General features: G+C 70.8%; 20 protein-coding genes, 1 tRNA gene and 1 pseudogene. 10 read left to right on the top strand and 12 right to left on the bottom strand.

Going from position 1 to position 22,228, the window contains the following annotated elements:
- Positions 1 to 86 precede the first annotated feature (86 nt).
- Both ACZ68L_RS03220 and ACZ68L_RS03225 read left to right on the top strand, forming a co-directional pair.
- Positions 87 to 2,042: an outer membrane protein assembly factor BamB family protein gene (locus ACZ68L_RS03220; RefSeq protein ID WP_469573760.1), complete on the top strand. Its 1,956-nt coding sequence runs from the start codon at positions 87 to 89 to the stop codon at positions 2,040 to 2,042.
- A gap of 215 nt (positions 2,043 to 2,257) precedes the next feature.
- Positions 2,258 to 2,953 (top strand): helix-turn-helix transcriptional regulator, encoded by a 696-nt coding sequence (locus ACZ68L_RS03225; RefSeq protein WP_469573761.1) that lies wholly within the window; start codon positions 2,258 to 2,260, stop codon positions 2,951 to 2,953.
- A gap of 99 nt (positions 2,954 to 3,052) precedes the next feature.
- On the opposite strand, the pseudogene ACZ68L_RS03230 reads toward ACZ68L_RS03225, so the two are convergent.
- A pseudogene (locus ACZ68L_RS03230) lies at positions 3,053 to 3,420 on the bottom strand (sodium:solute symporter family transporter); the annotation flags it as partial.
- A gap of 69 nt (positions 3,421 to 3,489) precedes the next feature.
- On the opposite strand from ACZ68L_RS03230, the gene galT reads away from it, so the two are divergent.
- The 4 genes from galT to ACZ68L_RS03250 all read left to right on the top strand — a co-directional run bounded on the left by galT (position 3,490) and on the right by ACZ68L_RS03250 (position 7,758).
- Positions 3,490 to 4,533 (top strand): galactose-1-phosphate uridylyltransferase, encoded by a 1,044-nt coding sequence (gene galT / locus ACZ68L_RS03235; protein ID WP_469573762.1) that lies wholly within the window; start codon positions 3,490 to 3,492, stop codon positions 4,531 to 4,533.
- The gene (gene galE / locus ACZ68L_RS03240) at positions 4,530 to 5,510 is read left to right on the top strand and encodes a UDP-glucose 4-epimerase GalE (RefSeq protein WP_469573764.1); all 981 of its coding nucleotides are present in this window, start codon (positions 4,530 to 4,532) and stop codon (positions 5,508 to 5,510) included. The genes galT and galE overlap by 4 nt, the downstream gene beginning before the upstream one ends.
- Positions 5,507 to 6,673: a galactokinase gene (gene galK / locus ACZ68L_RS03245; protein WP_469573766.1), complete on the top strand. Its 1,167-nt coding sequence runs from the start codon at positions 5,507 to 5,509 to the stop codon at positions 6,671 to 6,673. Before galE ends, galK begins: the two co-directional genes overlap by 4 nt.
- A gap of 305 nt (positions 6,674 to 6,978) precedes the next feature.
- On the top strand, positions 6,979 to 7,758 hold the full coding sequence (locus ACZ68L_RS03250) for a LuxR C-terminal-related transcriptional regulator (RefSeq protein WP_469573768.1): 780 nt from the start codon (positions 6,979 to 6,981) through the stop codon (positions 7,756 to 7,758).
- A gap of 62 nt (positions 7,759 to 7,820) precedes the next feature.
- Here the strand turns inward: ACZ68L_RS03250 and ACZ68L_RS03255 are convergent, their stop codons facing one another.
- Positions 7,821 to 8,318, bottom strand: a complete 498-nt coding sequence (locus ACZ68L_RS03255) for a MarR family winged helix-turn-helix transcriptional regulator (RefSeq protein WP_469573769.1) — start codon at positions 8,316 to 8,318, stop codon at positions 7,821 to 7,823.
- Between the two features lie 87 nt (positions 8,319 to 8,405).
- Between ACZ68L_RS03255 and ACZ68L_RS03260 the strand changes: the two genes are divergently transcribed.
- Together ACZ68L_RS03260 and ACZ68L_RS03265 are read left to right on the top strand one after the other, a co-directional pair.
- On the top strand, positions 8,406 to 9,203 hold the full coding sequence (locus ACZ68L_RS03260) for a trans-aconitate 2-methyltransferase (protein ID WP_469573770.1): 798 nt from the start codon (positions 8,406 to 8,408) through the stop codon (positions 9,201 to 9,203).
- Positions 9,203 to 9,565, top strand: coding sequence for a VOC family protein (locus ACZ68L_RS03265; RefSeq protein ID WP_469573772.1), 363 nt, complete (start codon positions 9,203 to 9,205; stop codon positions 9,563 to 9,565). Before ACZ68L_RS03260 ends, ACZ68L_RS03265 begins: the two co-directional genes overlap by 1 nt.
- A gap of 9 nt (positions 9,566 to 9,574) precedes the next feature.
- Here ACZ68L_RS03265 and ACZ68L_RS03270 read toward each other — a convergent pair whose 3' ends face one another.
- The 3 genes from ACZ68L_RS03270 to ACZ68L_RS03280 form a co-directional block, all read right to left on the bottom strand.
- The gene (locus tag ACZ68L_RS03270) at positions 9,575 to 10,177 is read right to left on the bottom strand and encodes a Uma2 family endonuclease (protein ID WP_469574002.1); all 603 of its coding nucleotides are present in this window, start codon (positions 10,175 to 10,177) and stop codon (positions 9,575 to 9,577) included.
- 93 nt (positions 10,178 to 10,270) lie between these two features.
- Positions 10,271 to 10,957, bottom strand: coding sequence for a TetR family transcriptional regulator (locus tag ACZ68L_RS03275; RefSeq protein ID WP_469573774.1), 687 nt, complete (start codon positions 10,955 to 10,957; stop codon positions 10,271 to 10,273).
- Entirely contained in the window at positions 10,954 to 11,955 is a 1,002-nt protein-coding gene (locus ACZ68L_RS03280; RefSeq protein ID WP_469573775.1) for an acyl-CoA desaturase, read from the bottom strand. Before ACZ68L_RS03280 ends, ACZ68L_RS03275 begins: the two co-directional genes overlap by 4 nt.
- Before the next feature lie 340 nt (positions 11,956 to 12,295).
- Between ACZ68L_RS03280 and ppc the strand changes: the two genes are divergently transcribed.
- The gene (gene ppc / locus ACZ68L_RS03285) at positions 12,296 to 15,025 is read left to right on the top strand and encodes a phosphoenolpyruvate carboxylase (RefSeq protein WP_469573776.1); all 2,730 of its coding nucleotides are present in this window, start codon (positions 12,296 to 12,298) and stop codon (positions 15,023 to 15,025) included.
- 27 nt (positions 15,026 to 15,052) lie between these two features.
- Here ppc and ACZ68L_RS03290 read toward each other — a convergent pair whose 3' ends face one another.
- From ACZ68L_RS03290 to ACZ68L_RS03320, 7 genes are all read right to left on the bottom strand, one after another.
- The gene (locus tag ACZ68L_RS03290; RefSeq protein WP_469573778.1) at positions 15,053 to 15,523 is read right to left on the bottom strand and encodes a hypothetical protein; all 471 of its coding nucleotides are present in this window, start codon (positions 15,521 to 15,523) and stop codon (positions 15,053 to 15,055) included.
- 122 nt (positions 15,524 to 15,645) lie between these two features.
- Entirely contained in the window at positions 15,646 to 16,239 is a 594-nt protein-coding gene (gene pth, locus ACZ68L_RS03295) for an aminoacyl-tRNA hydrolase (RefSeq protein WP_469573779.1), read from the bottom strand.
- A 133-nt stretch (positions 16,240 to 16,372) separates the two neighbouring features.
- Entirely contained in the window at positions 16,373 to 16,954 is a 582-nt protein-coding gene (locus tag ACZ68L_RS03300; protein WP_469573781.1) for a 50S ribosomal protein L25/general stress protein Ctc, read from the bottom strand.
- 182 nt (positions 16,955 to 17,136) lie between these two features.
- Positions 17,137 to 18,111: a ribose-phosphate diphosphokinase gene (locus tag ACZ68L_RS03305; RefSeq protein ID WP_366135762.1), complete on the bottom strand. Its 975-nt coding sequence runs from the start codon at positions 18,109 to 18,111 to the stop codon at positions 17,137 to 17,139.
- A 118-nt stretch (positions 18,112 to 18,229) separates the two neighbouring features.
- A complete protein-coding gene (gene glmU, locus ACZ68L_RS03310) occupies positions 18,230 to 19,678 on the bottom strand; it encodes a bifunctional UDP-N-acetylglucosamine diphosphorylase/glucosamine-1-phosphate N-acetyltransferase GlmU (RefSeq protein ID WP_469573782.1) in 1,449 nt (482 codons plus the stop codon).
- 110 nt (positions 19,679 to 19,788) lie between these two features.
- Positions 19,789 to 19,861, bottom strand: a tRNA-Gln gene (locus ACZ68L_RS03315).
- 15 nt (positions 19,862 to 19,876) lie between these two features.
- Positions 19,877 to 20,740: a hypothetical protein gene (locus ACZ68L_RS03320; protein ID WP_469573784.1), complete on the bottom strand. Its 864-nt coding sequence runs from the start codon at positions 20,738 to 20,740 to the stop codon at positions 19,877 to 19,879.
- A 155-nt stretch (positions 20,741 to 20,895) separates the two neighbouring features.
- Between ACZ68L_RS03320 and ACZ68L_RS03325 the strand changes: the two genes are divergently transcribed.
- Positions 20,896 to 22,209 (top strand): sensor histidine kinase, encoded by a 1,314-nt coding sequence (locus tag ACZ68L_RS03325; protein WP_469573786.1) that lies wholly within the window; start codon positions 20,896 to 20,898, stop codon positions 22,207 to 22,209.
- Positions 22,210 to 22,228: the final 19 nt, after the last annotated feature.

Here is a 22,228-nt window from a genome sequence, read left to right on the forward strand (position 1 = left end):
GTTTCACGACCGGCAGCGGCCGGAGCACCCCCCGGCCGCTGCCGGCCCCGACCCACCGACTCCCTTTCCCCAGAGGTACGTACGCCATGACGCAGCCGCCCCAGCCGCCCAACGAGCCGCCCCAGGGCGGATTCGGTGCCCCGCAGGACCCCCCGCCGGGTGGGTTCGGCGCCCCGACCCCGCCGCCCGCCGGCACCGCGCAGACCCCGCCCGCGGGCCCGCCTCAGCAGCCGGCTCCGGGTTACGGCTTCCCGCAGGGGCAGCCGCCGCAGCCCGGTTACGGCTATCCGCAGGGGCAGCCGCCGCAGCCCGGTTACGGCTATCCGCAGGGCCAGCCGCCGCAGCCCGGTTACGGCTATCCGCAGGGCCAGCCGCCGCAGCCCGGTTACGGCTATCCGCAGGGGCAGCCCCCGCAGCCCGGCTACGGCTACCCGCAGTCGCCCGTGCCCGGTCAGCCGCAGCAGGGTTACGGCTTCCCGCAGGGCCTGCCGCCCGGTCAGCCGCCGCAGCAGGGCTACGGCTACCAGACCGCCCCGATGCAGCAGCACTACCCGCCGCCGCAGAACGGGAACGGCAACGGGGGCAAGAAGTTCACCACCCAGACGCAGATCATCGTCGCCGCGTCGGTCGCCGTGGTGCTGATCGTCGCCGGGGGCATATGGTTCGCCTCCAGTGGTGGCGGCGACGGCAAGAAGGACAAGGCGTCCCAGTCCAGCGGCACCACCGAGGGCAAGGGCGGCGGCCAGGGCGGCGCCGTCGGTGGCGGCGGCAAGGAGAAGGCACCGGCGGACCCCAAGTCCAAGGTCGCCTTCCAGCTGCCGGAGCCGAAGGTCACCGACGTCACCAAGGTCGACGGTTCCTGGATGACCGACAAGGCGTACGTGAAGACCGGCTTGAACGAGGTCGTCGGCTACGACGCGGTCAAGGGCACCAAGCTGTGGTCCATCCCGCTGGCGGGCCAGCTCTGCGCCGCCTCCCGGCACATGTCCAAGGACTACAAGACGGCCATCGTCTTCGAGGAGTCCAAGCCGACCAAGGCCAAGAAGTACCAGCCGTGCAACCAGGTCGGCGCGCTCGACCTGAACACCGGCAAACTGCTGTGGAGCAAGTCGTTGACCGCGGCCACCAGCGGTGACGCGCCGCTCAGGTTCGACGGGATCACGCTCAGCGGCACCACGGTCGCCGCGGCCGGCACCGAGGGCGGCGCGGCGTTCGACCTCGACACCGGTGCCGAGCGCTGGAAGCCCAAGGTCTCCGCCGACGGCTGCTACGACGCGGGTTACGCCGGCGGCGAGGCGCTCGCCGTCGTCCGCAAGTGCGGTACGTACAACGACCCGCAGCTCGTCGTCCAGGCGCTGAACCCGACCACCGGCGCCCCGGTCTCCTCGTACAGGATGCCGCCCGGTGTCGACTACGCGAACATCGTCTCCACCAAGCCGCTGGTCGTCGCGGCCGACGTCGGCGACACCGCCGGTGACGGCAGCGGCATCTCGGACTTCTTCTCGATCGACGCCTCCACCGGCAAGCTGCTCACCAGGATCGCGGCGGACGGCGAGAAGTACGCCGCGCGCTGCGCCTCCACCAAGGTCGAGAGCTGCCAGAAGCTGGCCGTCGGCAACAACCGCATCTACGTGCCGACCGAGGACCACGAGGGCGGCGGCGAGTACGGCGACACCAACGAGATCGTCTCCTTCGACCTCACCACGGGCAAGCCGACCAGCGACCGGGCCGACGCGGGCGACCGCTACACGATGTACCCCCTGCGCATGGACGGCGGCAACATCATCGCGTACAAGGCGCCCCCGTACGACAAGGGCGGCCAGATCGTCTCCATCGACGGCTCCACCTTCAAGCAGACCGTGCTGATGGAGAACCCGAGCGAGAAGCCCGTCCGCGACGCCGAGAGCAACTTCTCCGGGGACTACTCCGAAATGCTCTACTCGGCCGGCCGGCTGTACATCTCCCAGACGATGATCAGCAAGTCGACCGGAAGCTCGCTGGGCGGCAGGAAGTACCTCGCCATGTCCTTCGGGACCAGCTGATCCTCACGCGGTACCTGTGACCCGGCCCTGCCGGTCGATCATTCGACCGGCAGGGCCGATCGTTTTCCGCCCGTCGAGCGGTCCTGAACGGCGCATAATCCGACACTCTGCGGGTCTTCTGCCGGGTAAGGGGTCCGGAACGTCGAACAAGCGTGTAGCTTGCCGGGTCAGGACGGGCCGGGGGGCCTGGTGCCGGTGCTACGGGGGTGTGCTCGATGGGCGTGCGGCTCATGGTGGTCGATGATCACCGACTGCTCGCCGAGGCGCTCGCCTCGGCGCTGAAGCTGCGGGGCCACCGGGTGCTCGCGGCGGCGGCGCCGACCACGGGGGCGGCGGAACTGGTGGTCAGCAGGGCCCCGGAGGTCTGCCTGTTCGGCACCGCGGCACCCGCCGAACCCGGCGCCTTCGACCCGATCGTACGGATCCGGCGGGAGCGCCCGCAGGTGGCCGTGGTGGTGCTCGGGCCGGTGCCCAGCCCGCGCGGGATCGCGGCGGCCTTCGCGGCGGGCGCGGCGGGCTACGTCCGTCACGACGAGCGGATGGAGGGCGTCGAACGGGCGATGGTCAAGGCGCGTGCCGGAGAGGCCGCGGTGGCACCGCAGCTGCTCCAGGGGGCCTTCGCCGAACTGCTCAACCCGGCCGCGGCACCGGACGACGAGGGCCAGCGGCTGCTGCGGCTGCTCACCCCGCGGGAGGCCGAGGTCCTGGTACGGGTCGCCGAGGGCCAGGACACCCGGCTGATCGCGGCCGGGATGCGGATCGCGTCGAGCACCGCGCGTACGCATGTGCAGCGGGTGCTGATGAAGCTCGGCGTCGGTTCCCGGCTGGAGGCCGCGGCGCTCGCGGCCCGCACCGGGCTGCTGGACCGGGCGGTGCCGCTCGGCGAACAGGGGCCCGACGGCATCGGGTGATGTCGTCGGGCCCCTGCCGGGGGCGGCGCGTCAGCCGTCGGCCGGGTCCGGTCCGTCGGCCGGGGCCTGCGCCGGGCACAGCTTCAGCCGGACCGGGAAGAGCAGCCGCCCGAACCGCAGGTAGTACGTGTCCGGCCGGTCCCTCTTCACGTAACGGGCCCAGACGTCGGTGGTGAACACCGTGTTGAACGACGACACGTTGGCCGCCATGCCGGCCATGAACGCGGTCAGCCGACCGGTCACCGCGATGCCGAGCACACCGTTGGGCGGCAGCTCCTGCATCAGCGGCGGGATGGCGTCGTCGTAGGTGAGGTCGGAGCCGGGGTGCCGATCTGTGGCACGAGCACGGCGGCCACCAGGCCCGGGATCACCACCAGGAAGACGATCAAGATCTTCGGGAACGCGGCGATCAGCGGGGTGCGCCGGGCGGCGGAGAGGTTCTTCACGGACAGGGCGCGCTGCACCTCGATGTCGGCGGCATTGACGCGTCTGTTGAGTTGTGGTTCATTGTGTTTGGTTATGTTTGGAGGAACCTGGTGAAGAAGACGGTTACGACGCTCGCCGACGGCCGGGAGCTGCTCTACTACGACAGTCGTGACGACGTCGTGCGCGATGCCGTCGACCGGCGCCCCCTGGACGCCGTCGCCACCTCGTCGGAGATCCGCCGCGACCCGTTCCTCGGTGACGGCGTCGCCATCGCCTCGCACCGCCAGGGCCGCATCTACCACCCGCCGGCCGACGAATGCCCGCTCTGCCCCTCACGGGACGGCCGGATGAGTGAAATCCCCGAGGCGGACTACGACGTCGCCGTGTTCGAGAACCGCTTCCCCTCGCTCGCCGGTGACTCCGGCCGCTGCGAGGTCGTCTGCTTCACCTCCGACCACGACGCGTCGTTCGCCGACCTCACCGAGGACCGGGCCGCCCTGGTCCTGGAGGCCTGGACCGACCGCACCGCCGATCTCGCCGAGCTCGACCAGGTCAAGCAGGTGTTCTGCTTCGAGAACCGGGGCGCCGAGATCGGCGTCACGCTCGGTCATCCGCACGGGCAGATCTACGGATACCCCTTCGTCACCCCGCGCACCGAGCTGATGCTCCGCTCGATGGCGGACCACCGCGCCGCGACCGGCCGCAACCTCTTCGACGACGTCGTGGCCCGCGAGGAGAAGGACGGCTCGCGGATCGTCATCGCCGGCGAGCACTGGATCGCCTTCGTGCCGTACGCGGCGCACTGGCCGTACGAGGTCCATCTCCACCCCCGCCGCCGCGTCCCCGACCTGCGGGAGCTCGACGCGGCCGCGCGCATGGAATTCCCACAGGTCTATCTGGAACTCTTGAGGCGATTCGACCGGATCTTCGGTCCCGGCGAGCCGCCGACCCCGTACATCTCGGCCTGGCACCAGGCCCCGTTCGGGGTCCCGGAGCGGGAGGACTTCGGACTCCATCTGGAGCTTTTCACCATCCGACGCACCTCCGGCAAGCTGAAGTTCCTCGCAGGTTCCGAATCCGGCATGAACGTGTTCATCAACGATGTGCCGCCGGAGGCCGCGGCCCAGCGACTGCGAGAGGTAGCGAGCGAGTGAGCAAGCCCCAGAAGAAGTACCTGGTCACGGGTGGCGCGGGTTACGTCGGCAGTGTGGTCGCCCAGCATCTGCTGGAGGCCGGTCACGCGGTCACCGTCCTCGACGACCTCTCGACCGGGTTCCGGGAGGGCGTCCCGGCCGGGGCCGAGTTCATCGAGGGCCGCGTCCAGGACGCGGCGAAGTGGCTGGACGCCTCCTACGACGGGGTGCTGCACTTCGCCGCGTACTCACAGGTCGGCGAGTCCGTGGCGGACCCGGAGAAGTACTGGGTGAACAACGTCGGCGGTTCCGTCGCGCTGCTGGCCGCGATGCGGGACGCCGGGGTGCGGACCCTGGTCTTCTCCTCCACCGCCGCGACCTACGGCGAACCGGTCACCACCCCCATCACCGAGTCCGACGCGACCGCGCCCACCAACCCGTACGGCGCCACCAAGCTCGCCGTCGACCACATGATCACCGGCGAGGCGGCCGCGCACGGACTGGCCGCGGTCTCGCTGCGCTACTTCAACGTGGCCGGCGCGTACGGCAGTCGCGGGGAGCGGCACAGCCCCGAGTCGCACCTCATCCCGCTGGTCCTCCAGGTCGCCCTCGGGCAGCGCGAGTCGATCTCCGTCTACGGCGACGACTACCCGACCCCCGACGGCACCTGCGTCCGCGACTACATCCATGTCGCCGATCTCGCCGAGGCCCATCTGCTGGCCCTGGACGCAGCCACCGCCGGCGAGCACCTGATCTGCAATCTCGGCAACGGCAACGGCTTCTCGGTCCGCGAGGTCATCGAGACCGTCCGCGAGGTCACCGGCCACCCCGTCCCCGAGACCGCGGCCCCGCGCCGCGCCGGTGACCCCGCGGTGCTCGTCGCCTCCGCCACCACCGCCAGGGAGCGGCTCGGCTGGACGCCGTCGCGCGCGGACCTGACCGGAATCGTCTCCGACGCCTGGACGTTCGCCCGCCGAGAGGAGCCCACCGCCCCATGACCGAGAACAGTGCGCCGACCGCCGCTTTCACCGAGCTGTACGGGAGCGCCCCCGAGGGTGTCTGGGCGGCGCCCGGCCGGGTCAACCTGATCGGCGAGTACACCGACTTCAACGACGGCTTCGTGATGCCGCTCGCGCTGCCGCACGCCGCGCGCGCCGCCGTCGCCCGCCGCACCGACGGCGAGCTGCGGCTCCACTCGGCCGACGTGCCCGGCGGAGTCGTCCGGCTCCGGGTGGATGAGCTGGCCCCGCACCAGGGACACGGCTGGGCCGCGTACCCGGCCGGCGTCGTCTGGGCGCTGCGCGAGGCCGGTCACCCGGTCACCGGGGCGGACATCCAGCTGACCTCCACCGTCCCCACCGGCGCCGGGCTCTCCTCCTCCGCGGCCCTCGAAGTCGTCACCGCGCTCGCCCTGAACGACCTCTTCGAACTGGGGCTCTCCGCCCCGGAGCTGGCGGTCGTCGGCCAGCGCGCCGAGAACGCGTTCGTCGGCGTGCCGTGCGGGGTCATGGACCAGATGGCCTCCGCCTGCTGCACCGAGGGCCATGCGCTGTACCTCGACACCCGCGACCTCACCCAGCGCCAGGTCCCCTTCGACCTGGCCGCCCACGGGCTGCGGCTGCTGGTCGTCGACACCCGGGTCAAGCACGAGCTCGGCGACGGCGCGTACGCGGAGCGGCGGGCCGGCTGCGAGGCGGGGGCCGCCGCGCTCGGCCTGCGCACGCTGCGCGAGCTGCCGTACGACGGTCTCGGCGCGGCCCTGGACACCCTGGGGCGAAACGGTGCGGACGAGTCCGTGGTGCGCTACGTACGCCATGTGGTCAGCGACAACGAGCGGGTGGAGCGGGTCATCGCGCTGCTCGACGCGGGCGATGTCCGGGGCGCGGGCCCGGTTCTCGACGCCGGGCACGCCTCGCTCCGCGACGATCTGCGGGTCTCCTGCCCGGAGCTGGACCTGGTGGTGTCGGCCGCGGGCGAGGCCGGGGCGCTCGGTGCGCGGATGACCGGCGGCGGCTTCGGCGGCTCGGCGATCGTGCTGGTGGACGAGGCGCAGGCGGACACGGTCGCCAAGTCCGTCCTGGAGGCGTTCGCCTCGGCCGGGTACGCGGCACCGCGGATCTTCCCCGCCGTTCCCTCGGCGGGTGCCCGGCGCCTCGCCTGACGCTCCGTGGGCGGTGACTCCCGTCCCAGGACGGAACACGAACCACACCCGGCGGAGCGGGCCCTGCCAGTTCTGCGAATCGCCTTCCACACCGGCCGCCCGGCCGTACGCTGATGGACAGCACCGGTGGGGGCCGGTGCTGATTCAGGGGTACGAGACAGTCGGGTACGGCGCCCGGGGCGGGTGGCAGTCGGCACACACGGCGGCGGCCGTGGGACTGCGGTCCATCTCCCCGATCCGGGCGGCCGTACCCGCGCCGTTCCGTCCCTTCGGCGGGCCTGGGGTGGCCCAGCAACAGAGGCGGTATGGGGGTGCCTGTGGTTCGTATCCGGGTTCTCGTGGTGGACGACCACCGTATTTTCGCCGAGTCGCTCGCAGCGGCGCTCGCGGCCGAGCCGGACGTCGACGTGGCGGCGGCGGGCAGTGGCCCCGCCGCGCTGCGGTGTCTGGAGCGGGCCGCCGCCGAGGGGCGCGGCTACGACGTGATGCTGATCGACGCCGAACTGGGCATCCTGGCCGCGACGCGAGGCCGCCGGGCGCCCGTCCCGGCCCCCCGCAGCGGGGAGGACGGTCCGGTGGACGGCATCTCGCTGGTCGCCGCGGTCCGTGCGGGCCGGCCCTCCGTGCGCACGGTGGTGCTCGCCGAGCGGGACGATCCGGCCCGCGCCGCGCTGGCCCTCCAGGCCGGGGCCTCGGGCTGGGTCGCCAAGGACTGCTCGCTGCAACGGCTGCTCACGGTCGTCCGGGGGGTGCTGCGCGACGAGACGCATCTGCCCCCGGCCCTGCTCACGGGCGTGCTGCGGGAGCTGACGGCGGCGCGCAAGCACCGCACCGAGAGCGAGCAGCTGGTCGAGTCGCTGACCCCGCGCGAGCGCGAGGTGCTGCGCTGCATGGTGGCGGGGCTGGGCCGCAAGGCGGTGGCGGAGCGGCTGTTCCTCTCCCCGCACACGGTCCGTACACATATGCAGAACGTGCTGGGGAAGCTGGGCGTGCACTCAACCCTGGCCGCGGTCGCGCTGGCCCGGCGCGCGGGCGTCGGCCCCGTCGACCTGGAACCGGTGCTCCTGGGGTCCGTCCGCCCCTGATCCGGACGAAGGACGCGCGGGTCGAGACGGCCTACGGGACAGCCCTTACGGCCTGGTGGCCGTCAGCCCGGGATGTTGTCGAACGGGGCGGTCAACTGGCGGAGCAGTCCGGCCAGTTGGGCGCGCTGCTGAGTGGAGAGCCGGCTCAGGATGGCGCGTTCCTGGGCGAGCAGGCCGGCCAGCGACTGGTCGGCCTTGTCGCGGCCCTCGGCGGTGAGCCGGACGAGCACGCCGCGGCGGTCGCTGGGGTCGGGGAGCCGCTCGACGAGGTTCTTCTTGGTCAGCCGGTCGATGCGGTTGGTCATCGTGCCCGACGTGACCAGGGTCTGGGTCAGCAGCTGGCCGGGGGAGAGCTGGTAGGGCGCGCCCGCGCGACGCAGGGAGGTCAGTACGTCGAACTCCCACGGCTCCAGATGGTGCTCCGAGAAGGCGATCCGGCGGGCCCGGTCCAGATGGCGGGCCAGGCGGGAGACGCGGCTGAGCACCTCGAGTGGTTCCACGTCGAGGTCCGGGCGCTCGCGGCGCCATGCAGCGACCAGTCGGTCGACCTCGTCCTCCATGTGGATCAGTGTAGAGGGTCTGTCGACATGAAGTCTCTTGAATTCAAGTGTCTTGAAATCAAGATACCTCTGCGTGATCCTGCTTCCATGACCGCACCCACCTGGGATCCGCAGCAGTACCTGCGTCACGCGGACCACCGCACCCGCCCCTTCCGCGACCTCCTGGCCCGTATCGCCGAACCTCCGGCCGCCCCCGCGCCCCGCATCGCCGACCTCGGCTGCGGAGCGGGAAACGTCACCCTCCTCCTCGCCGACCGCTGGCCGAAGGCCCGGATCACCGGTTACGACAACTCCCCGCAGATGCTGGAGCGGGCCCGGGAACACACCGGCCCGCTCCTGGACTTCGCCGAGGCCGACGCCGCGACCTGGACCCCCGCCGAGCCGTACGACCTGATCGTCTCCAACGCCCTGCTCCAGTGGGTCCCGGACCACACCGCCCGCTTCCCCGGCTGGCTGGACGCGATCACCCCCGGCGGGACGTTCGCCTTCCAGGTCCCCGGCAACTTCGACCAACCCAGCCACGCCCTGATGCGGGAGCTCGCCGGATCCCCGCGCTGGCGCGACCGCCTGGGCGGCGAGCTGCGCCACGCCGACGCGGTGCTCGCCCCCGCCGCCTACCTCGACGCGCTGACGGCCCCCGGCATCACGGCGGACGTCTGGGAGACCACGTATCTGCATCTGCTGCACGGCGAGGACCCGGTGCTCGACTGGGTGAAGGGCACCGGTCTGCGCCCCGTCCTGACCGCCCTGGCCGACGACCCCGAAGCGCGCGGGGCCTTTCTCGCCGAATACCGCGACCTGCTGCGCGCCGCGTACCCCGCGGGCCCGCACGGCACGGTCTTCCCGTTCCGGCGCGTCTTCGCCGTGGCCCGCAAGGAGAAGTGATGATCGCCGCCCTCGACCACGTCCAACTGGCCGCCCCGGAAGGCTCGGAGGACGCACTGCGCACGTACTACGTGGACACCCTCGGCATGACGGAGACCGCCAAGCCCCCGGCGCTCGCGTCCCGCGGCGGCTGCTGGTTCCGGGCCGGCCCGGTCCAGCTCCATCTGGGCATCGAACCCGATTTCCGCCCGGCGAGGAAGGCCCACCCGGGCCTGCGCGTCACGGACATCGAGGCGTTCGCGGCCCGGCTGGAGGCACAGGGTGCACAGGTGCTCTGGGACGGCGACCTGCCGGGGCACCGGCGCTTCTTCAGCCACGACCCGGTGGGGAACCGGCTGGAGTTCCTGGAGCCGGTGAAGTGATCGGAGGAGTCAGAGCCGGTCGAGCGCGTCCGGCGTGATGTCGATGTCGATCGGGAACGGAACACCGGTCTTCAGCCGGTCGTGGTGGATCCCGGTCAGCGCGTACCCCTTGGACAGCGGGTCCAGCTCATAGACCCGCACCACCGGGTGCTGGTCGCTGCCGGCCGTCTCGACCAGCCAGAAGTTCGGGATACCGGCCGCCGCGTACTTCTGTGGCTTGGCGTCGCGGTCGCGGGCCTCCGAGTCGGGGGAGACGACCTCGACGGCGAGGAGGACGTCGGCGGCCTGGAAGCGGGTCAGTTCCGGCCCCGTGACCGAGTCCGCGTGCACGACGGAGATGTCCGGCTCCGGGCCGTTGCGGCGGTCCAGGACCACCGTCATCTCCCGCACTGCCTTCAGCTCGCGCGGCGCGGAGCTCCGCAGGCCGCACATCAACAGATCGATCATGCAGCTGTGGAAAAAGCGCTGCGGACTCAAGAAAACCAGGCTCCCGTCAAGCAGTTCCGTGTGCGGCGGGAGATCGGGCAAGGTGAACAGGTCGTCCACCGTGTATCCGTCCTGGGGCGGCACCGGCCAGCGGGAGCTGCGCGCGGTGATCGGCTCGGCGGTCATGGTTCCTCCCATGGACGGGATTCTTGGCCCTACCGACCACAGTAGAGGTCGTTTTCCCGTGATGTCATCACAACGAGTGACTATCACCCTTGCTCAGCTCTTCCGGTGCCCGATCAGCCGCGGCTTCGACTCCAGGTTCTCCAGGCCGTGCCAGGCCAGGTTCACCAGATGGGCCGCGACCTCCGCCTTCTTCGGCCTGCGGGCGTTGACCCACCACTGGCCGGTCAGGGCCACCATGCCCACCAGCGCCTGGGCGTAGAGCGGGGCCAGCTTCGGGTCGAAACCGCGGGCCTTGAACTCCAGGCCCAGGATGTCCTCCACCTGGGTGGCGATGTCGCTGATGAGGGAGGCGAAGGTGCCGGTCGACTGGGCGACGGGGGAGTCGCGGACCAGGATGCGGAAGCCGTCCGTGTACGTCTCGATGTAGTCGAGCAGGGCGAACGCGGCCTGCTCCAGGAGCTCGCGGGGATGGCCCGCGGTCAGGGCGCCGGTGACCATGTCGAGGAGCTGGCGCATCTCGCGGTCGACCACGACGGCGTACAGGCCCTCCTTGCCGCCGAAGTGCTCGTAGACGACCGGCTTGGAGACACCGGCGCGGGCCGCGATCTCCTCGACCGAGGTGCCCTCGAAGCCCTTGTCGGCGAAGAGGGTGCGGCCGATGTCCAGCAGCTGCTCGCGGCGTTCCTTGCCGGTCATCCGCACCCGGCGGGTGCGCCGGGCGGAGGAGGGACGTTTGTTCTCGCTGCTGGTGCTGGAGTCGGTCGCCACGTCGTCAATCATGCCGCGTCGGCGCGCGCGGGGTCGCGCCGGGCGCCGATACGACGGGAGGCGATCCGGGCGGAGTCGGGCCAGCGCGCGTCGGAGGCCCAGCCCAGCTTCTCGAACCAGCGGATCAGCCGGGCGCTCGAATCGATCTGCCCCCGCATCACCCCGTGCCGCGCACTCGTCGGGTCCGCGTGGTGCAGGTTGTGCCAGGACTCGCCGCAGGACAGGACCGCGAGCCACCACACGTTGCCGGACCGGTCACGGGACCTGAAGGGGCGCTTGCCGACCGCGTGGCAGATCGAGTTGATCGACCAGGTGACGTGGTGCAGCAGCGCCACCCGGACGAGCGAGCCCCAGAAGAAGGCGGTCGCCGCGCCCCACCACGACATCGTCACCAGACCGCCGACCAGCGGCGGGATCGCCAGCGACACGATCGTGAGGGTGAGGAAATGACGGGAGACGGCGCGGATCGCCGGGTCCTTGACCAGGTCGGGCGCGTACTTCTGCTGCGGGGTCCGCTCCTCGTCGAACATCCAGCCGATGTGGGCCCACCACAGCCCCTTCATCAGGGCGGGGAGGGTCTCGCCGAAACGCCACGGCGAGTGCGGGTCGCCCTCCGCGTCGGAGAAGCGGTGGTGCTTGCGGTGGTCGGCCACCCAGCGCACCACCGGACCCTCCACGGCCAGCGAACCCGCGACGGCCAGGGCGATGCGCAGCGGACGCTTCGCCTTGAAGGAACCATGGGTGAAGTAGCGGTGGAAGCCGATCGTGATGCCGTGGCAGCCGATGAAGTACATCGCCACGAGCAGGCCCAGATCGAGCCAGCTCACGCCCCGGCCCCAGGCCAGCGGCACCGCGGCGACCAGCGCCACGAACGGCACCACGATGAACAGCAGAAGGGCGATCTGCTCGATCGACCGTTTGTTGTCCCCGCCGAGCGTGGCGGAGGAAAGGGACTGACCGTCGGCCGCCGATGGCAGGGCGTCGTCGATCACGGAGGGGCTGGTGTTCATGGGGAGTCCCCTGGGGATGAGGAATACGACGGACAGCTCTGGCTACGCATCCGTAACCTACGGCTACGTAAGTATGGCAGCGCAGGGGCCCGTGGCACGAGAGCGCGACGGACCGCCCGCCGAAGGGAAACCCGAACGGGGCGCGAGCGTCGCCGATGGCGTGGACACCTATCCTGGTGGGGTCGGACAGCGCGGTCCGCACTCTGCTTTCCCGGGGTGGCGTCAGCACCGCTGCCGACCGCGGCCTCGGAGACCCCGTGCCCGCACGTCTCCCACCACCACCCTTGTTGGGAGTCGCTTCGCGACACACCTCCTCATTCACTGCAAGGAGCCGCACACTGTGAGCAGTGCCGACCAGACCCCCGCCGCCAGCCCCGAGCTGCGCGCCGACATCCGCCGCCTCGGCGACCTGCTGGGCGAGACCCTCGTACGCCAGGAGGGGCAGGAACTCCTCGACCTCGTCGAGCGGGTCCGCGCCCTGACCCGCACCGACGGCGAGGCCGCGGCCGAACTCCTCGGCGACACCGACCTGGAGACCGCCGCACGGCTCGTGCGCGCCTTCTCCACCTACTTCCACCTCGCCAACGTCACCGAACAGGTCCACCGCGCCCACGAGATGCGTGACCGGCGCGCCGCCGAGGGCGGCCTCCTCGCGCGTACCGCCGACCGGCTGAAGGACGCGGACCCGGAGCACCTGCGCGAGACCGTCAAGAACCTCAACGTCCGGCCCGTCTTCACCGCTCACCCGACCGAGGCCGCGCGACGCTCCGTGCTGAACAAGCTCCGCCGCATCGCCGAGCTGCTGGAGACGCCCGTCATCGACGCCGACCGGCGCCGCCAGGATCTGCGGCTCGCGGAGAACATCGACCTCATCTGGCAGACCGACGAGCTGCGTGTGGTCCGGCCCGAACCCGCCGACGAGGCCCGCAACGCCATCTACTACCTCGACGAACTGCACGCCAACGCCGTCGGGGACGTCCTGGAGGACCTGGCGGCCGAGCTGGAGCGGGTCGGCGTCGAGCTGCCCGCGGGCACCCGCCCCCTCACCTTCGGCACGTGGATCGGCGGCGACCGCGACGGCAACCCCAATGTGACGCCCGCCGTCACCCGGGAAGTGCTGATCCTCCAGCACGAGCACGGCATCACCGACGCGTTGGAGCTCGTCGACCACCTGCGCGGCCTGCTCTCCAACTCCATCCGCTACACCGGCGCCACCGACGAGCTGCTGACCTCGCTCCAGGCCGATCTGGAGCGCCTCCCCGAGATCAGCCCGCGCTACAAGCGGCTGAACGCCGAGGAGCCGTACCGCCTCAAGGCCACCTGCATCCGGCAGAAGCTCGTCAACACCCGCGAGCGGCTGGCCGGCGGCACCCCGCACCGCCCCGGCTGCGACTACCTCGGCACCGCCGAGCTCATCGCCGACCTGGAGCTCATCCAGACCTCGCTGCGCGAGCACCGCGGCGGACTGTTCGCCGACGGGCGGATGGACCGCACCATCCGCACGCTCGCGGCGTTCGGCCTGCAGCTCGCCACCATGGACGTGCGCGAGCACGCGGACGCCCACCACCACGCCCTCGGCCAGCTCTTCGACCGGCTCGGCGAGGAGTCCTGGCGCTACGCCGACATGCCGCGCGACTACCGGCAGAAGCTGCTCGCCAAGGAGCTCCGCTCGCGCCGCCCGCTCGCCCCGACCCCGGCCCCGCTGGACGCCGCGGGCGAGAAGACCCTCGGCGTCTTCCACACCGTCAAGGAAGCCTTCGAGCGCTTCGGCCCCGAGGTCATCGAGTCCTACATCATCTCGATGTGCCAGGGCGCCGACGACGTCTTCGCAGCCGCCGTCCTGGCCCGTGAGGCCGGACTGATCGATCTGCACGCCGGCTGGGCCAAGATCGGCATCGTGCCGCTGCTGGAGACCACCGACGAGCTGCGCGCCGCCGACGTCATCCTCGACGAGATGCTCGCCGACCCGTCGTACCGCCGGCTCGTCTCACTGCGCGGCGATGTGCAGGAGGTCATGCTCGGGTACTCCGACTCCTCCAAGTTCGGCGGCATCACCACCTCGCAGTGGGAGATCCACCGCGCCCAGCGCCGGCTGCGCGACGTCGCGCACCGCTACGGCGTACGGCTGCGGCTCTTCCACGGCCGCGGCGGCACCGTCGGCCGCGGCGGCGGCCCCTCGCACGACGCGATCCTCGCGCAGCCCTGGGGCACCCTCGAAGGCGAGATCAAGGTGACCGAGCAGGGCGAGGTCATCTCCGACAAGTACCTCATCCCGGCGCTCGCCCGGGAGAACCTGGAGCTGACCGTCGCGGCCACCCTCCAGGCCTCCGCGCTGCACACCGCGCCCCGCCAGTCCGACGAGGCCCTCGCCCGCTGGGACGCGGCGATGGACACCGTCTCCGACGCCGCGCACGCCGCGTACCGCAGGCTGGTCGAGGACCCGGACCTGCCCGCGTACTTCTTCGCCTCCACCCCGGTCGACCAGCTCGCCGAGCTGCACCTCGGGTCCCGTCCGTCGCGGCGCCCGGACTCCGGCGCCGGTCTGGACGGACTGCGGGCCATCCCGTGGGTCTTCGGCTGGACCCAGTCACGGCAGATCGTGCCCGGCTGGTACGGCGTCGGCTCCGGGCTCAAGGCGCTGCGCGAGGCCGGTCCGGACACCGTGCTGGACGAGATGCACGAGCACTGGCACTTCTTCCGGAACTTCATCTCCAACGTCGAGATGACGCTCGCCAAGACCGATCTGCGGATCGCCCGCCACTATGTCGACACGCTCGTCCCGGACGAACTGAAGCACGTCTTCGCCGACATCGAGGCCGAGCACGCGCTCACGGTCCAGGAAGTACTGAGGGTCACCGGCGGCTCCGAACTGCTCAGCACCAGCCCGGTGCTCCAGCAGACCTTCGCCATCCGGGACGCCTACCTGGACCCGATCTCCTACCTCCAGGTCTCGCTGCTGGCCCGTCAGCGCGGGGCGGCGGCACGCGGCGAGGAAGCGGACCCGCTGCTCGCCAGGGCCCTGCTGCTCACCGTGAACGGTGTCGCCGCGGGTCTGCGCAACACCGGCTGAGCCGCCGGGGCGCGGGTGCGGTCCCGCTCACAGGGCGAAGAACGTCGCCACCAGCAAGGCCGCGCCCGCGATCCCCGTGCCCCAGGCCGTCCGGGGCATCCGCAGACCGCCGCCGATGATCAGGGCGGCCAGCACCAGCGCGCCGCCCAGCGGCACCCAGGCGTGCAGGAAGCCGGCGGTGCCGGTGCGTACGACATCGTCCGTGCCGGGCTTCACGACGACCGGGAAACGGTCGCCCCTGCGTACCGCGACGGACTTGTCGATCGTCACCCGGGAACGCGCGGCGTCCTGCCCGGACGGCGCGAACGGACCGGTGCAGACATCGGCGCCGCAGCCCGTGACGGTCATCGTGCCGTGCTCGCGGCCCTTGGCCAGAACGATGTGGTGCGCCGAACCCCACGAGGAGTACCCGCCCGAGGCGAGCAGCAGCAGGACGACACAGCCCATGGCGGCGCTTCGGAGGTGGGCCAGGGCGCGGTGGGAGGAGCTCCGCTTCATGGGGAGCGATCCTTGGGCAGAGCAGCGCGCCTGGTCAACTTGTGGCCGAAAATCGCCGGGGTACCGGCGGGAATGTCAGCAGTTGTGCGCGCCGCGGCCTCGCCCGATTCGCGCTGCGGGCATCAGGAGTTGTACGCGCTCTGCGCGCGCTCCAGACCCTCCGCCAGCAGGCACTCCACCGAGTCGGCGGCCCGGTCCACGAAGTAGCCGAGCTCCTTGCGCTCGGTGGACGAGAAGTCCTTCAGCACGAAGTCCGCGACCTGCATCCGGCCCGGCGGCCGGCCGATCCCGAACCGGATCCGGTGGTAGTCGGCACCCATCGCCTTGGTCATCGACTTGAGCCCGTTGTGCCCGTTGTCGCCGCCGCCCAGCTTCAGCCGGAGCGTCCCGTAGTCGATGTCCAGCTCGTCGTGGATCGCCACGACGTGGTCGGTCGGCACCTTGTAGAAGTCGCGCAGCGCGGTGACGGGGCCGCCGGAGAGGTTCATGTACGACATCGGCTTGGCCAGGATCACCCGGCGGTTCTCCGGTCCCGGCGGGCCCATGCGGCCCTCGACGACCTGCGCCTGGGCCTTCTGGGCCCGCTTGAACTTCCCGCCGATCCGCTCGGCGAGGAGATCGGCGACCATGAAACCGACGTTGTGCCGGTTCGCCGCGTAATCGGGACCGGGGTTGCCGAGGCCCACGATGAGCCAGGGTTCGGTGGCGTCGGACATCTGCGCTCGGTCTCCTTCGCGTACGGATGGTTCCGGATGGCCCGGATACAGGGAAACGGGGCGGCGGGCCCTGGATAAGGAACCGCCGCCCCGTCAGTGAAGCAGTGAATCAGTGAAGCCGGGAGGGCGAGGCTCAGGCCTCGGCGCCCTCGGCGGCCTCCGCGGCCGGCTCCTCGGCCTGCGCGGCGACGACCTGCAGGACGATGGCGTCCTCGTCACCGGCCAGCACGGAGCCCTTGGGCAGCGGGACGTCCTTGGCGAGGATCGAGTCGCCGGCGTCCAGGCCCGCGATGGAGACCGTGACGGACTCGGGGATGTGGGTGGCCTCGGCCTCGACGAGCAGCGTGTTCTGCACGTACTCCAGGAGGTTGCCGCCCGGGGCCAGGTCGCCCTCGACGTGCACGGCGATCTCGACGCTGACCTTCTCGCCGCGCTTGACCGTCAGCAGGTCCACGTGCTCGATGTCGCCCTTGATCGCGTTGCGCTGCACGGCCTTGGGGATGACCAGGGTGTCCTTGCCCTCGATCTCCAGACCGATCAGGACGTTGGCGGTCTTGAGCGCCATCATCAGGTCGTGGCCCGGCAGGGTGATGTGAACCGGCTCGGCACCGTGGCCGTAGATGACCGCGGGAACCAGGTTGGCGCGGCGGGTGCGACGGGCGGCGCCCTTGCCGAACTCGGTACGGGCCTGGGCGGCGAGCTTGACCTCAGCCATGACTGCACTCCTCGTAGGGTGACGAAACTTGGACGGTCACCCGGCCCACGACAGGCCTGCTACGAAGAGCGCGTCGATAACGGACCGCCGTACACATGAGTACGGCCTCCCTCGCCGAGCAACTCGCTGAGTCTACCCGGCGGGGAGGCCGCACCCAAAGTGGATCTACGGCGGCGCTGTTCCTACTGCTCCTCGAAGAGGCTGGTGACCGAGCCGTCCTCGAAGACCTCGCGCACCGCGCGGGCGATCGTCGGGGCGATCGAGAGCACCGTGATCTTGTCGAGCTCCAGCTCGCCCGGGGTCGGCAGGGTGTCCGTGAAGACGAACTCACTGACCTTGGAGTTCTTCAGACGGTCCGCGGCCGGACCGGAGAGCACACCGTGCGTCGCCGTCACGATGACGTCCTCGGCGCCGTGCGCGAACAGGGCGTCGGCGGCGGCGCAGATGGTGCCGCCGGTGTCGATCATGTCGTCGACCAGGACGCAGACCCGGCCCTTGACGTTGCCGACGACCTCGTGGACGGTCACCTGGTTGGCGACATCCTTGTCACGGCGCTTATGGACGATCGCCAGCGGGGCGTCCAGACGGTCGCACCAGCGGTCGGCGACGCGCACACGACCGGCGTCCGGGGAGACAATCGTCAGTTTCGAGCGGTCGACCTTGGCACCGACGTAGTCGGCCAGTATCGGCAGCGCGAAGAGATGGTCGACCGGGCCGTCGAAGAAGCCCTGGATCTGGTCGGTGTGCAGGTCGATGGTGAGGATGCGGTCGGCACCCGCCGTCTTCATCAGGTCGGCGACCAGACGGGCCGAGATCGGCTCGCGGCCACGGTGCTTCTTGTCCTGGCGGGCATAGCCGTAGAACGGCACGATCACCGTGATGGAACGGGCCGAAGCGCGCTTCAGCGCGTCCAGCATGATGAGCTGCTCCATGATCCACTTGTTGATCGGAGCGGTGTGGCTCTGGATCAGGAAGCAGTCGGCGCCGCGGGCGGACTCCTGGAAGCGGACGTAGATCTCGCCGTTGGCGAAATCGAAGGCCTTCGTCGGCACGAGGCCGACACCCAACTGGTGCGCAACCTCCTCGGCCAGCTCGGGGTGGGCGCGGCCGGAGAAGAGCATCAGTTTCTTCTCGCCGGTCGTCTTGATCCCGGTCACAGCACAGTCTCCTCAGACGTGTTCCTGGCGCCGCGCATGTGTCCCGATGTGCGACGAGCCAGCCGAAATGGGATGAGCATCTATCACGGTACGCTGTGCTCGGCGCACCTGTTTCCGGTCAGCTTTCGCCTTCACGCTCCGAAGCGGCGGCCTGAGCAGCCTGCGCGGCGGCACTTCCCGGACGCTTGCGGGCCACCCAACCCTCGATATTCCTTTGCTGGCCGCGGGCGACGGCCAGCGAACCGGACGGCACGTCCTTGGTGATGACCGAGCCGGCCGCGGTGTAGACACCGTCCCCGACCGTGACGGGCGCCACAAACATATTGTCCGACCCAGTACGGCAGTGGGAGCCGATGGTGGTGTGGTGCTTGGCCACGCCGTCGTAGTTCACGAAGACGCTGGCGGCGCCGATGTTGGTGTGGTCGCCGATCGTCGCGTCGCCGACGTAGCTCAGGTGCGGGACCTTGGTGCCCTCGCCGATCGTGGCGTTCTTCATCTCCACGTACGTACCGGCCTTGGCCTTCGGCCCGAGCTTCGTGCCGGGACGCAGATAGGCGTACGGGCCCACCGTGGCGCCCTCGCCGACCTCGGCCCGGTCCGCGACCGTGTTGTCCACCCGCGCGCCCGCGCCCACGGCGGTGTCCGTGAGCCGGGTGTTGGGGCCGACCTCGGCGTCCTCGCCCAGGTGCGTGGCGCCGAGCAGCTGGGTGCCCGGGTGCACGATCGCGTCCCGCTCGTAGGTGACGGTGGCGTCGATCAGCGTGGACGCGGGGTCCACGACGGTCACACCGGCCAGCATGGCGCGCTCCAGCAGCCGCTGGTTCAGCAGCCGCCGGGCCTCGGCCAGCTGGACCCGGTTGTTGATGCCGAGGATCTCGCGGTGGTCGACGGCGACCGAGGCGCCGACCCGGTGTCCGGCCTCGCGCAGGATCGAGAGCACATCGGTGAGGTACTCCTCGCCCTGGCTGTTGTCGGCGCGGACCTTGCCGAGGGCGTCCGCGAGCAGTCGGCCGTCGAAGGCGAAGACCCCGGAGTTGATCTCCCGGATCGCGCGCTGGGCCTCGGTGGCGTCCTTGTGCTCGACGATCTCGGTGACCGCGCCGGTGGCCGGGTCGCGGACGATCCGGCCGTAGCCGGTGGAGTCCGGGACCTCGGCGGTCAGCACGGTGACGGCGTTGGAGTCGGCCGTGTGGGTGGCGGCGAGCGCGGTGAGGGTCTCGCCGGAGAGCAGCGGGGTGTCGCCGCAGACGACGATCACGGTGCCCTCGACGGCCCCGCCGAGCTCGTCGAGACCGACACGCACGGCGTTGCCGGTGCCCCTCTGCTCGGCCTGGTGGGCGGTCCGCAGCAGGTCGTCGACGGCGGTGAGGTGCGCGCTGACCCGCTCGCTCTCGTGGCCGACGACCACGACGAGGTGCTCGGGGTCCAGTTCTCGGGAGGCGGCGACGACATGTCCGACGAGCGAGCGCCCGGAGATCTCGTGCAGGACCTTGGGGGTCTTCGACTTCATGCGGGTGCCCTCACCCGCTGCGAGGACGACGACGGCTGCCGGGCGGTTGGCGCTCACGGGTATGTCCTTCGGCTTCGGGTGGGGGACATCCGAAGGATACCGGGGGCGTGGGAGTCGGACATGCGTGCGGGCCCCGACCGTGGTGGTCGGGGCCCGCATTTTGTGGGCTCCGCCGCTAGGACTCGAACCTAGACCGAACATCTCCAAAGGATGCCGTGCTGCCGATTACACTACGGCGGATCACTGCGTCAGACCTTACCCGAGCCGGAGTTGGGCTTGGGTGGCGATTCCGCGCCACCATCCCTCAATACGACGATACAAGTCGGCGCCTTTGGACACCCGGACGACAAGACATCCCCTGTACTCGGCGCCCACGTTCTTCCGTACCGTCTTGGGGTTGTGCTTCTTCAGCGTCGTCTTCCGGAAGATCGAGACGTCTGCATGAACCAGGTCGGCCCAGGAGAGCTCGGCGGCCGTCACGTCGGCGGACTCATGGATCATCACTCGGTACTGCAGGCGTTCCCGCGCGATGCCGAGCAGGTCGAGCCATGCGAGGAAGACCTTCACGACGTCCGGGTCGCTGTTGATGAAGGTGACTGTCTCCCGTCGGCTGTACGGCTTGTCCTTGCTCCCCTCCGCCCAGTAGAGGGCCACACCTGCGAAGAAGAGTTCTCGGTCACTCATCGTTCCCACCTCGCCCTCCGCGGCGTCCTTCGTCTGCTGCCGCGTGGCGTCCCGTACCGCCAGCTCGTGGTCCCAGCGCATCCGCCCGGCAAGGCGAGCCTGCTCGACAGCACTGTGATCGGGAACAGGCTTCGGGAGATCCCGCACCCACAGTGAGATCGAGCTCTTCGAGCAGCCCAGCTCCACCTGGATCCGGTCGTACGTCATGCCCTGACGCCTCAGCTCCCGCGCCTTCTCCCGCAGGCCGTCCTTGGCGTTCGGGCGCTTCGTCCACTCGGGGGCGGGCTCGCCCTCCAGGAGGCGGTTGAGGATGTCGTTGTTGTGGACGTGGAGCCGGTCGCGGATCTGTCGGCGGCTGAGACCCTGCCGACGCAGGGCGATCGCCTGTTCGCGCAGCCCTTCGAAGTCGGCGTACTTGCTCGTGATTTCCGTCATGCGCCGAGCGTCGTCCGGAATGCGGACGTCCGGTGCGAAAGCCTGATCGATTCACTATTTCAAGCGATAAGTGGTGGTTCGATCTCTGTTCGGCAGACGTACGTGCTGCCCAGGTCACCCCAGAACGAGGTGCGCCCGCCCGTAGGCTGGACGCCATGACCGCAACGGGGGCATACCGGGAAGCCGCGGGTACGACCACCCGCGGCTATGGGTGGTGGGAGCGGCGGCGCGGCGTCGCTCTGGACGTGGGGCTCGCGCTCCTGTCGGCGCTGGAATGCGCACTGGAAGGGGTGGAGTTCGCCCAGGACACCGGGCTGCCGGTGCCGGTCGGCGTGGTGTTCGGGCTGCTCGCGGGGTCCGTACTGGTGGTGCGGCGGCGCTGGCCGATCGCCGTGGTGCTGGTGTCGATCGCGACCACGCCCGCCGAGATGGGCTTCCTGATGGGCCTGGTCGGCCTCTACACGCTGGCCGCCTCCGAGGTACCGCGGAGAATCACCGCGGTGCTGATGGGGATGTCCTTCGCGGGGACGTTCATCGTCACGTACGTACGGCTGCGGCAGAGCGTCTCCCAGCAGGCCGACTTCGGGCCCGGCAACTGGTACGTGCCGCTGATGTCCCTCTTCATGTCCCTCGGGCTCACCGCGCCGCCCGTGCTGTTCGGCCTCTACATAGGGGCGCGGCGCCGGCTGATGGAGAGCCTGCGGGAGCGGGCGGACTCGCTGGAGCGGGAACTGTCGCTGCTCGCCGACCGCGCCGAGGAGCGGGCCGAATGGGCGCGTACGGAGGAGCGCACCAGGATCGCCCGCGAGATGCACGACGTGGTCGCCCACCGGGTCAGCCTGATGGTCGTGCACGCCGCCGCGCTCCAGGCCGTCGCGCCGAAGGACCCGGCGAAGGCGGTGCGGAACGCCGCGCTGGTCGGCGACATGGGCCGCCAGGCGCTGACCGAGCTGCGCGAGATGCTCGGGGTGCTGCGGGCGGGGGATCCGGTGACGCCCCGGTCGGCGCAGGTGCCGCTCGCCTCGGTCGGGAAGGCGGCCGCCGCCGCGGCTGCCGCGGCGGCGGAGGACGGGCCCCGGCTGCACGAGGTGGAGACCCTGGTCGGGGAGTCCAGGGCGGCCGGCATGACCGTGGAGCTCTCGGTGGACGGCGAGGTCCGCCCGTACGCGCCCGAGGTGGAGCAGACCGCGTACCGGGTGGTGCAGGAGGCCCTGACGAACGTGCACAAGCACGCGGCGGGCGCGAAGACGTGGGTACGGCTCGCGCACCGTGGCGCGGAGTTCGCGATGCAGGTGGAGAACGGCCCGTCGGACGCGGCCACGGCGGACGCGGGGCTGCCGAGCGGGGGCAACGGGCTCGTCGGCATGCGGGAGCGGGTGCTGGGGCTCGGCGGCGTCTTCGTCTCCGGCCCGACGGACGCGGGGGGCTTCCGGGTGTCGGCGGTGCTGCCGGACCAGGGGGCGGCCTGAGGGCCGGAACGTGCCGGCG

The sequence above is a fragment of the Streptomyces sp. NPDC104309 genome (assembly GCF_055584025.1).

Bases quoted from the DNA above. Each gene is read 5' to 3' on its own strand.
- galK (WP_469573766.1), top strand. From the start codon at position 5,507: ATGACCGAGAACAGTGCGCCGACCGCCGCTTTCACCGAGCTGTACGGG.
- pth (WP_469573779.1), bottom strand. From the start codon at position 16,239: ATGTCCGACGCCACCGAACCCTGGCTCATCGTGGGCCTCGGCAACCCC.
- ACZ68L_RS03270 (WP_469574002.1), bottom strand. From the start codon at position 10,177: ATGACCGCCGAGCCGATCACCGCGCGCAGCTCCCGCTGGCCGGTGCCG.
- ACZ68L_RS03225 (WP_469573761.1), top strand. From the start codon at position 2,258: ATGGGCGTGCGGCTCATGGTGGTCGATGATCACCGACTGCTCGCCGAG.
- ACZ68L_RS03320 (WP_469573784.1), bottom strand. From the start codon at position 20,740: ATGACGGAAATCACGAGCAAGTACGCCGACTTCGAAGGGCTGCGCGAA.
- ACZ68L_RS03300 (WP_469573781.1), bottom strand. From the start codon at position 16,954: ATGGCTGAGGTCAAGCTCGCCGCCCAGGCCCGTACCGAGTTCGGCAAG.
- ACZ68L_RS03280 (WP_469573775.1), bottom strand. From the start codon at position 11,955: ATGAACACCAGCCCCTCCGTGATCGACGACGCCCTGCCATCGGCGGCC.
- ACZ68L_RS03220 (WP_469573760.1), top strand. From the start codon at position 87: ATGACGCAGCCGCCCCAGCCGCCCAACGAGCCGCCCCAGGGCGGATTC.
- ACZ68L_RS03250 (WP_469573768.1), top strand. From the start codon at position 6,979: ATGGGGGTGCCTGTGGTTCGTATCCGGGTTCTCGTGGTGGACGACCAC.
- ACZ68L_RS03290 (WP_469573778.1), bottom strand. From the start codon at position 15,523: ATGAAGCGGAGCTCCTCCCACCGCGCCCTGGCCCACCTCCGAAGCGCC.
- ACZ68L_RS03260 (WP_469573770.1), top strand. From the start codon at position 8,406: ATGACCGCACCCACCTGGGATCCGCAGCAGTACCTGCGTCACGCGGAC.
- ACZ68L_RS03275 (WP_469573774.1), bottom strand. From the start codon at position 10,957: ATGATTGACGACGTGGCGACCGACTCCAGCACCAGCAGCGAGAACAAA.
- ACZ68L_RS03265 (WP_469573772.1), top strand. From the start codon at position 9,203: ATGATCGCCGCCCTCGACCACGTCCAACTGGCCGCCCCGGAAGGCTCG.
- ACZ68L_RS03325 (WP_469573786.1), top strand. From the start codon at position 20,896: ATGACCGCAACGGGGGCATACCGGGAAGCCGCGGGTACGACCACCCGC.
- ACZ68L_RS03255 (WP_469573769.1), bottom strand. From the start codon at position 8,318: ATGGAGGACGAGGTCGACCGACTGGTCGCTGCATGGCGCCGCGAGCGC.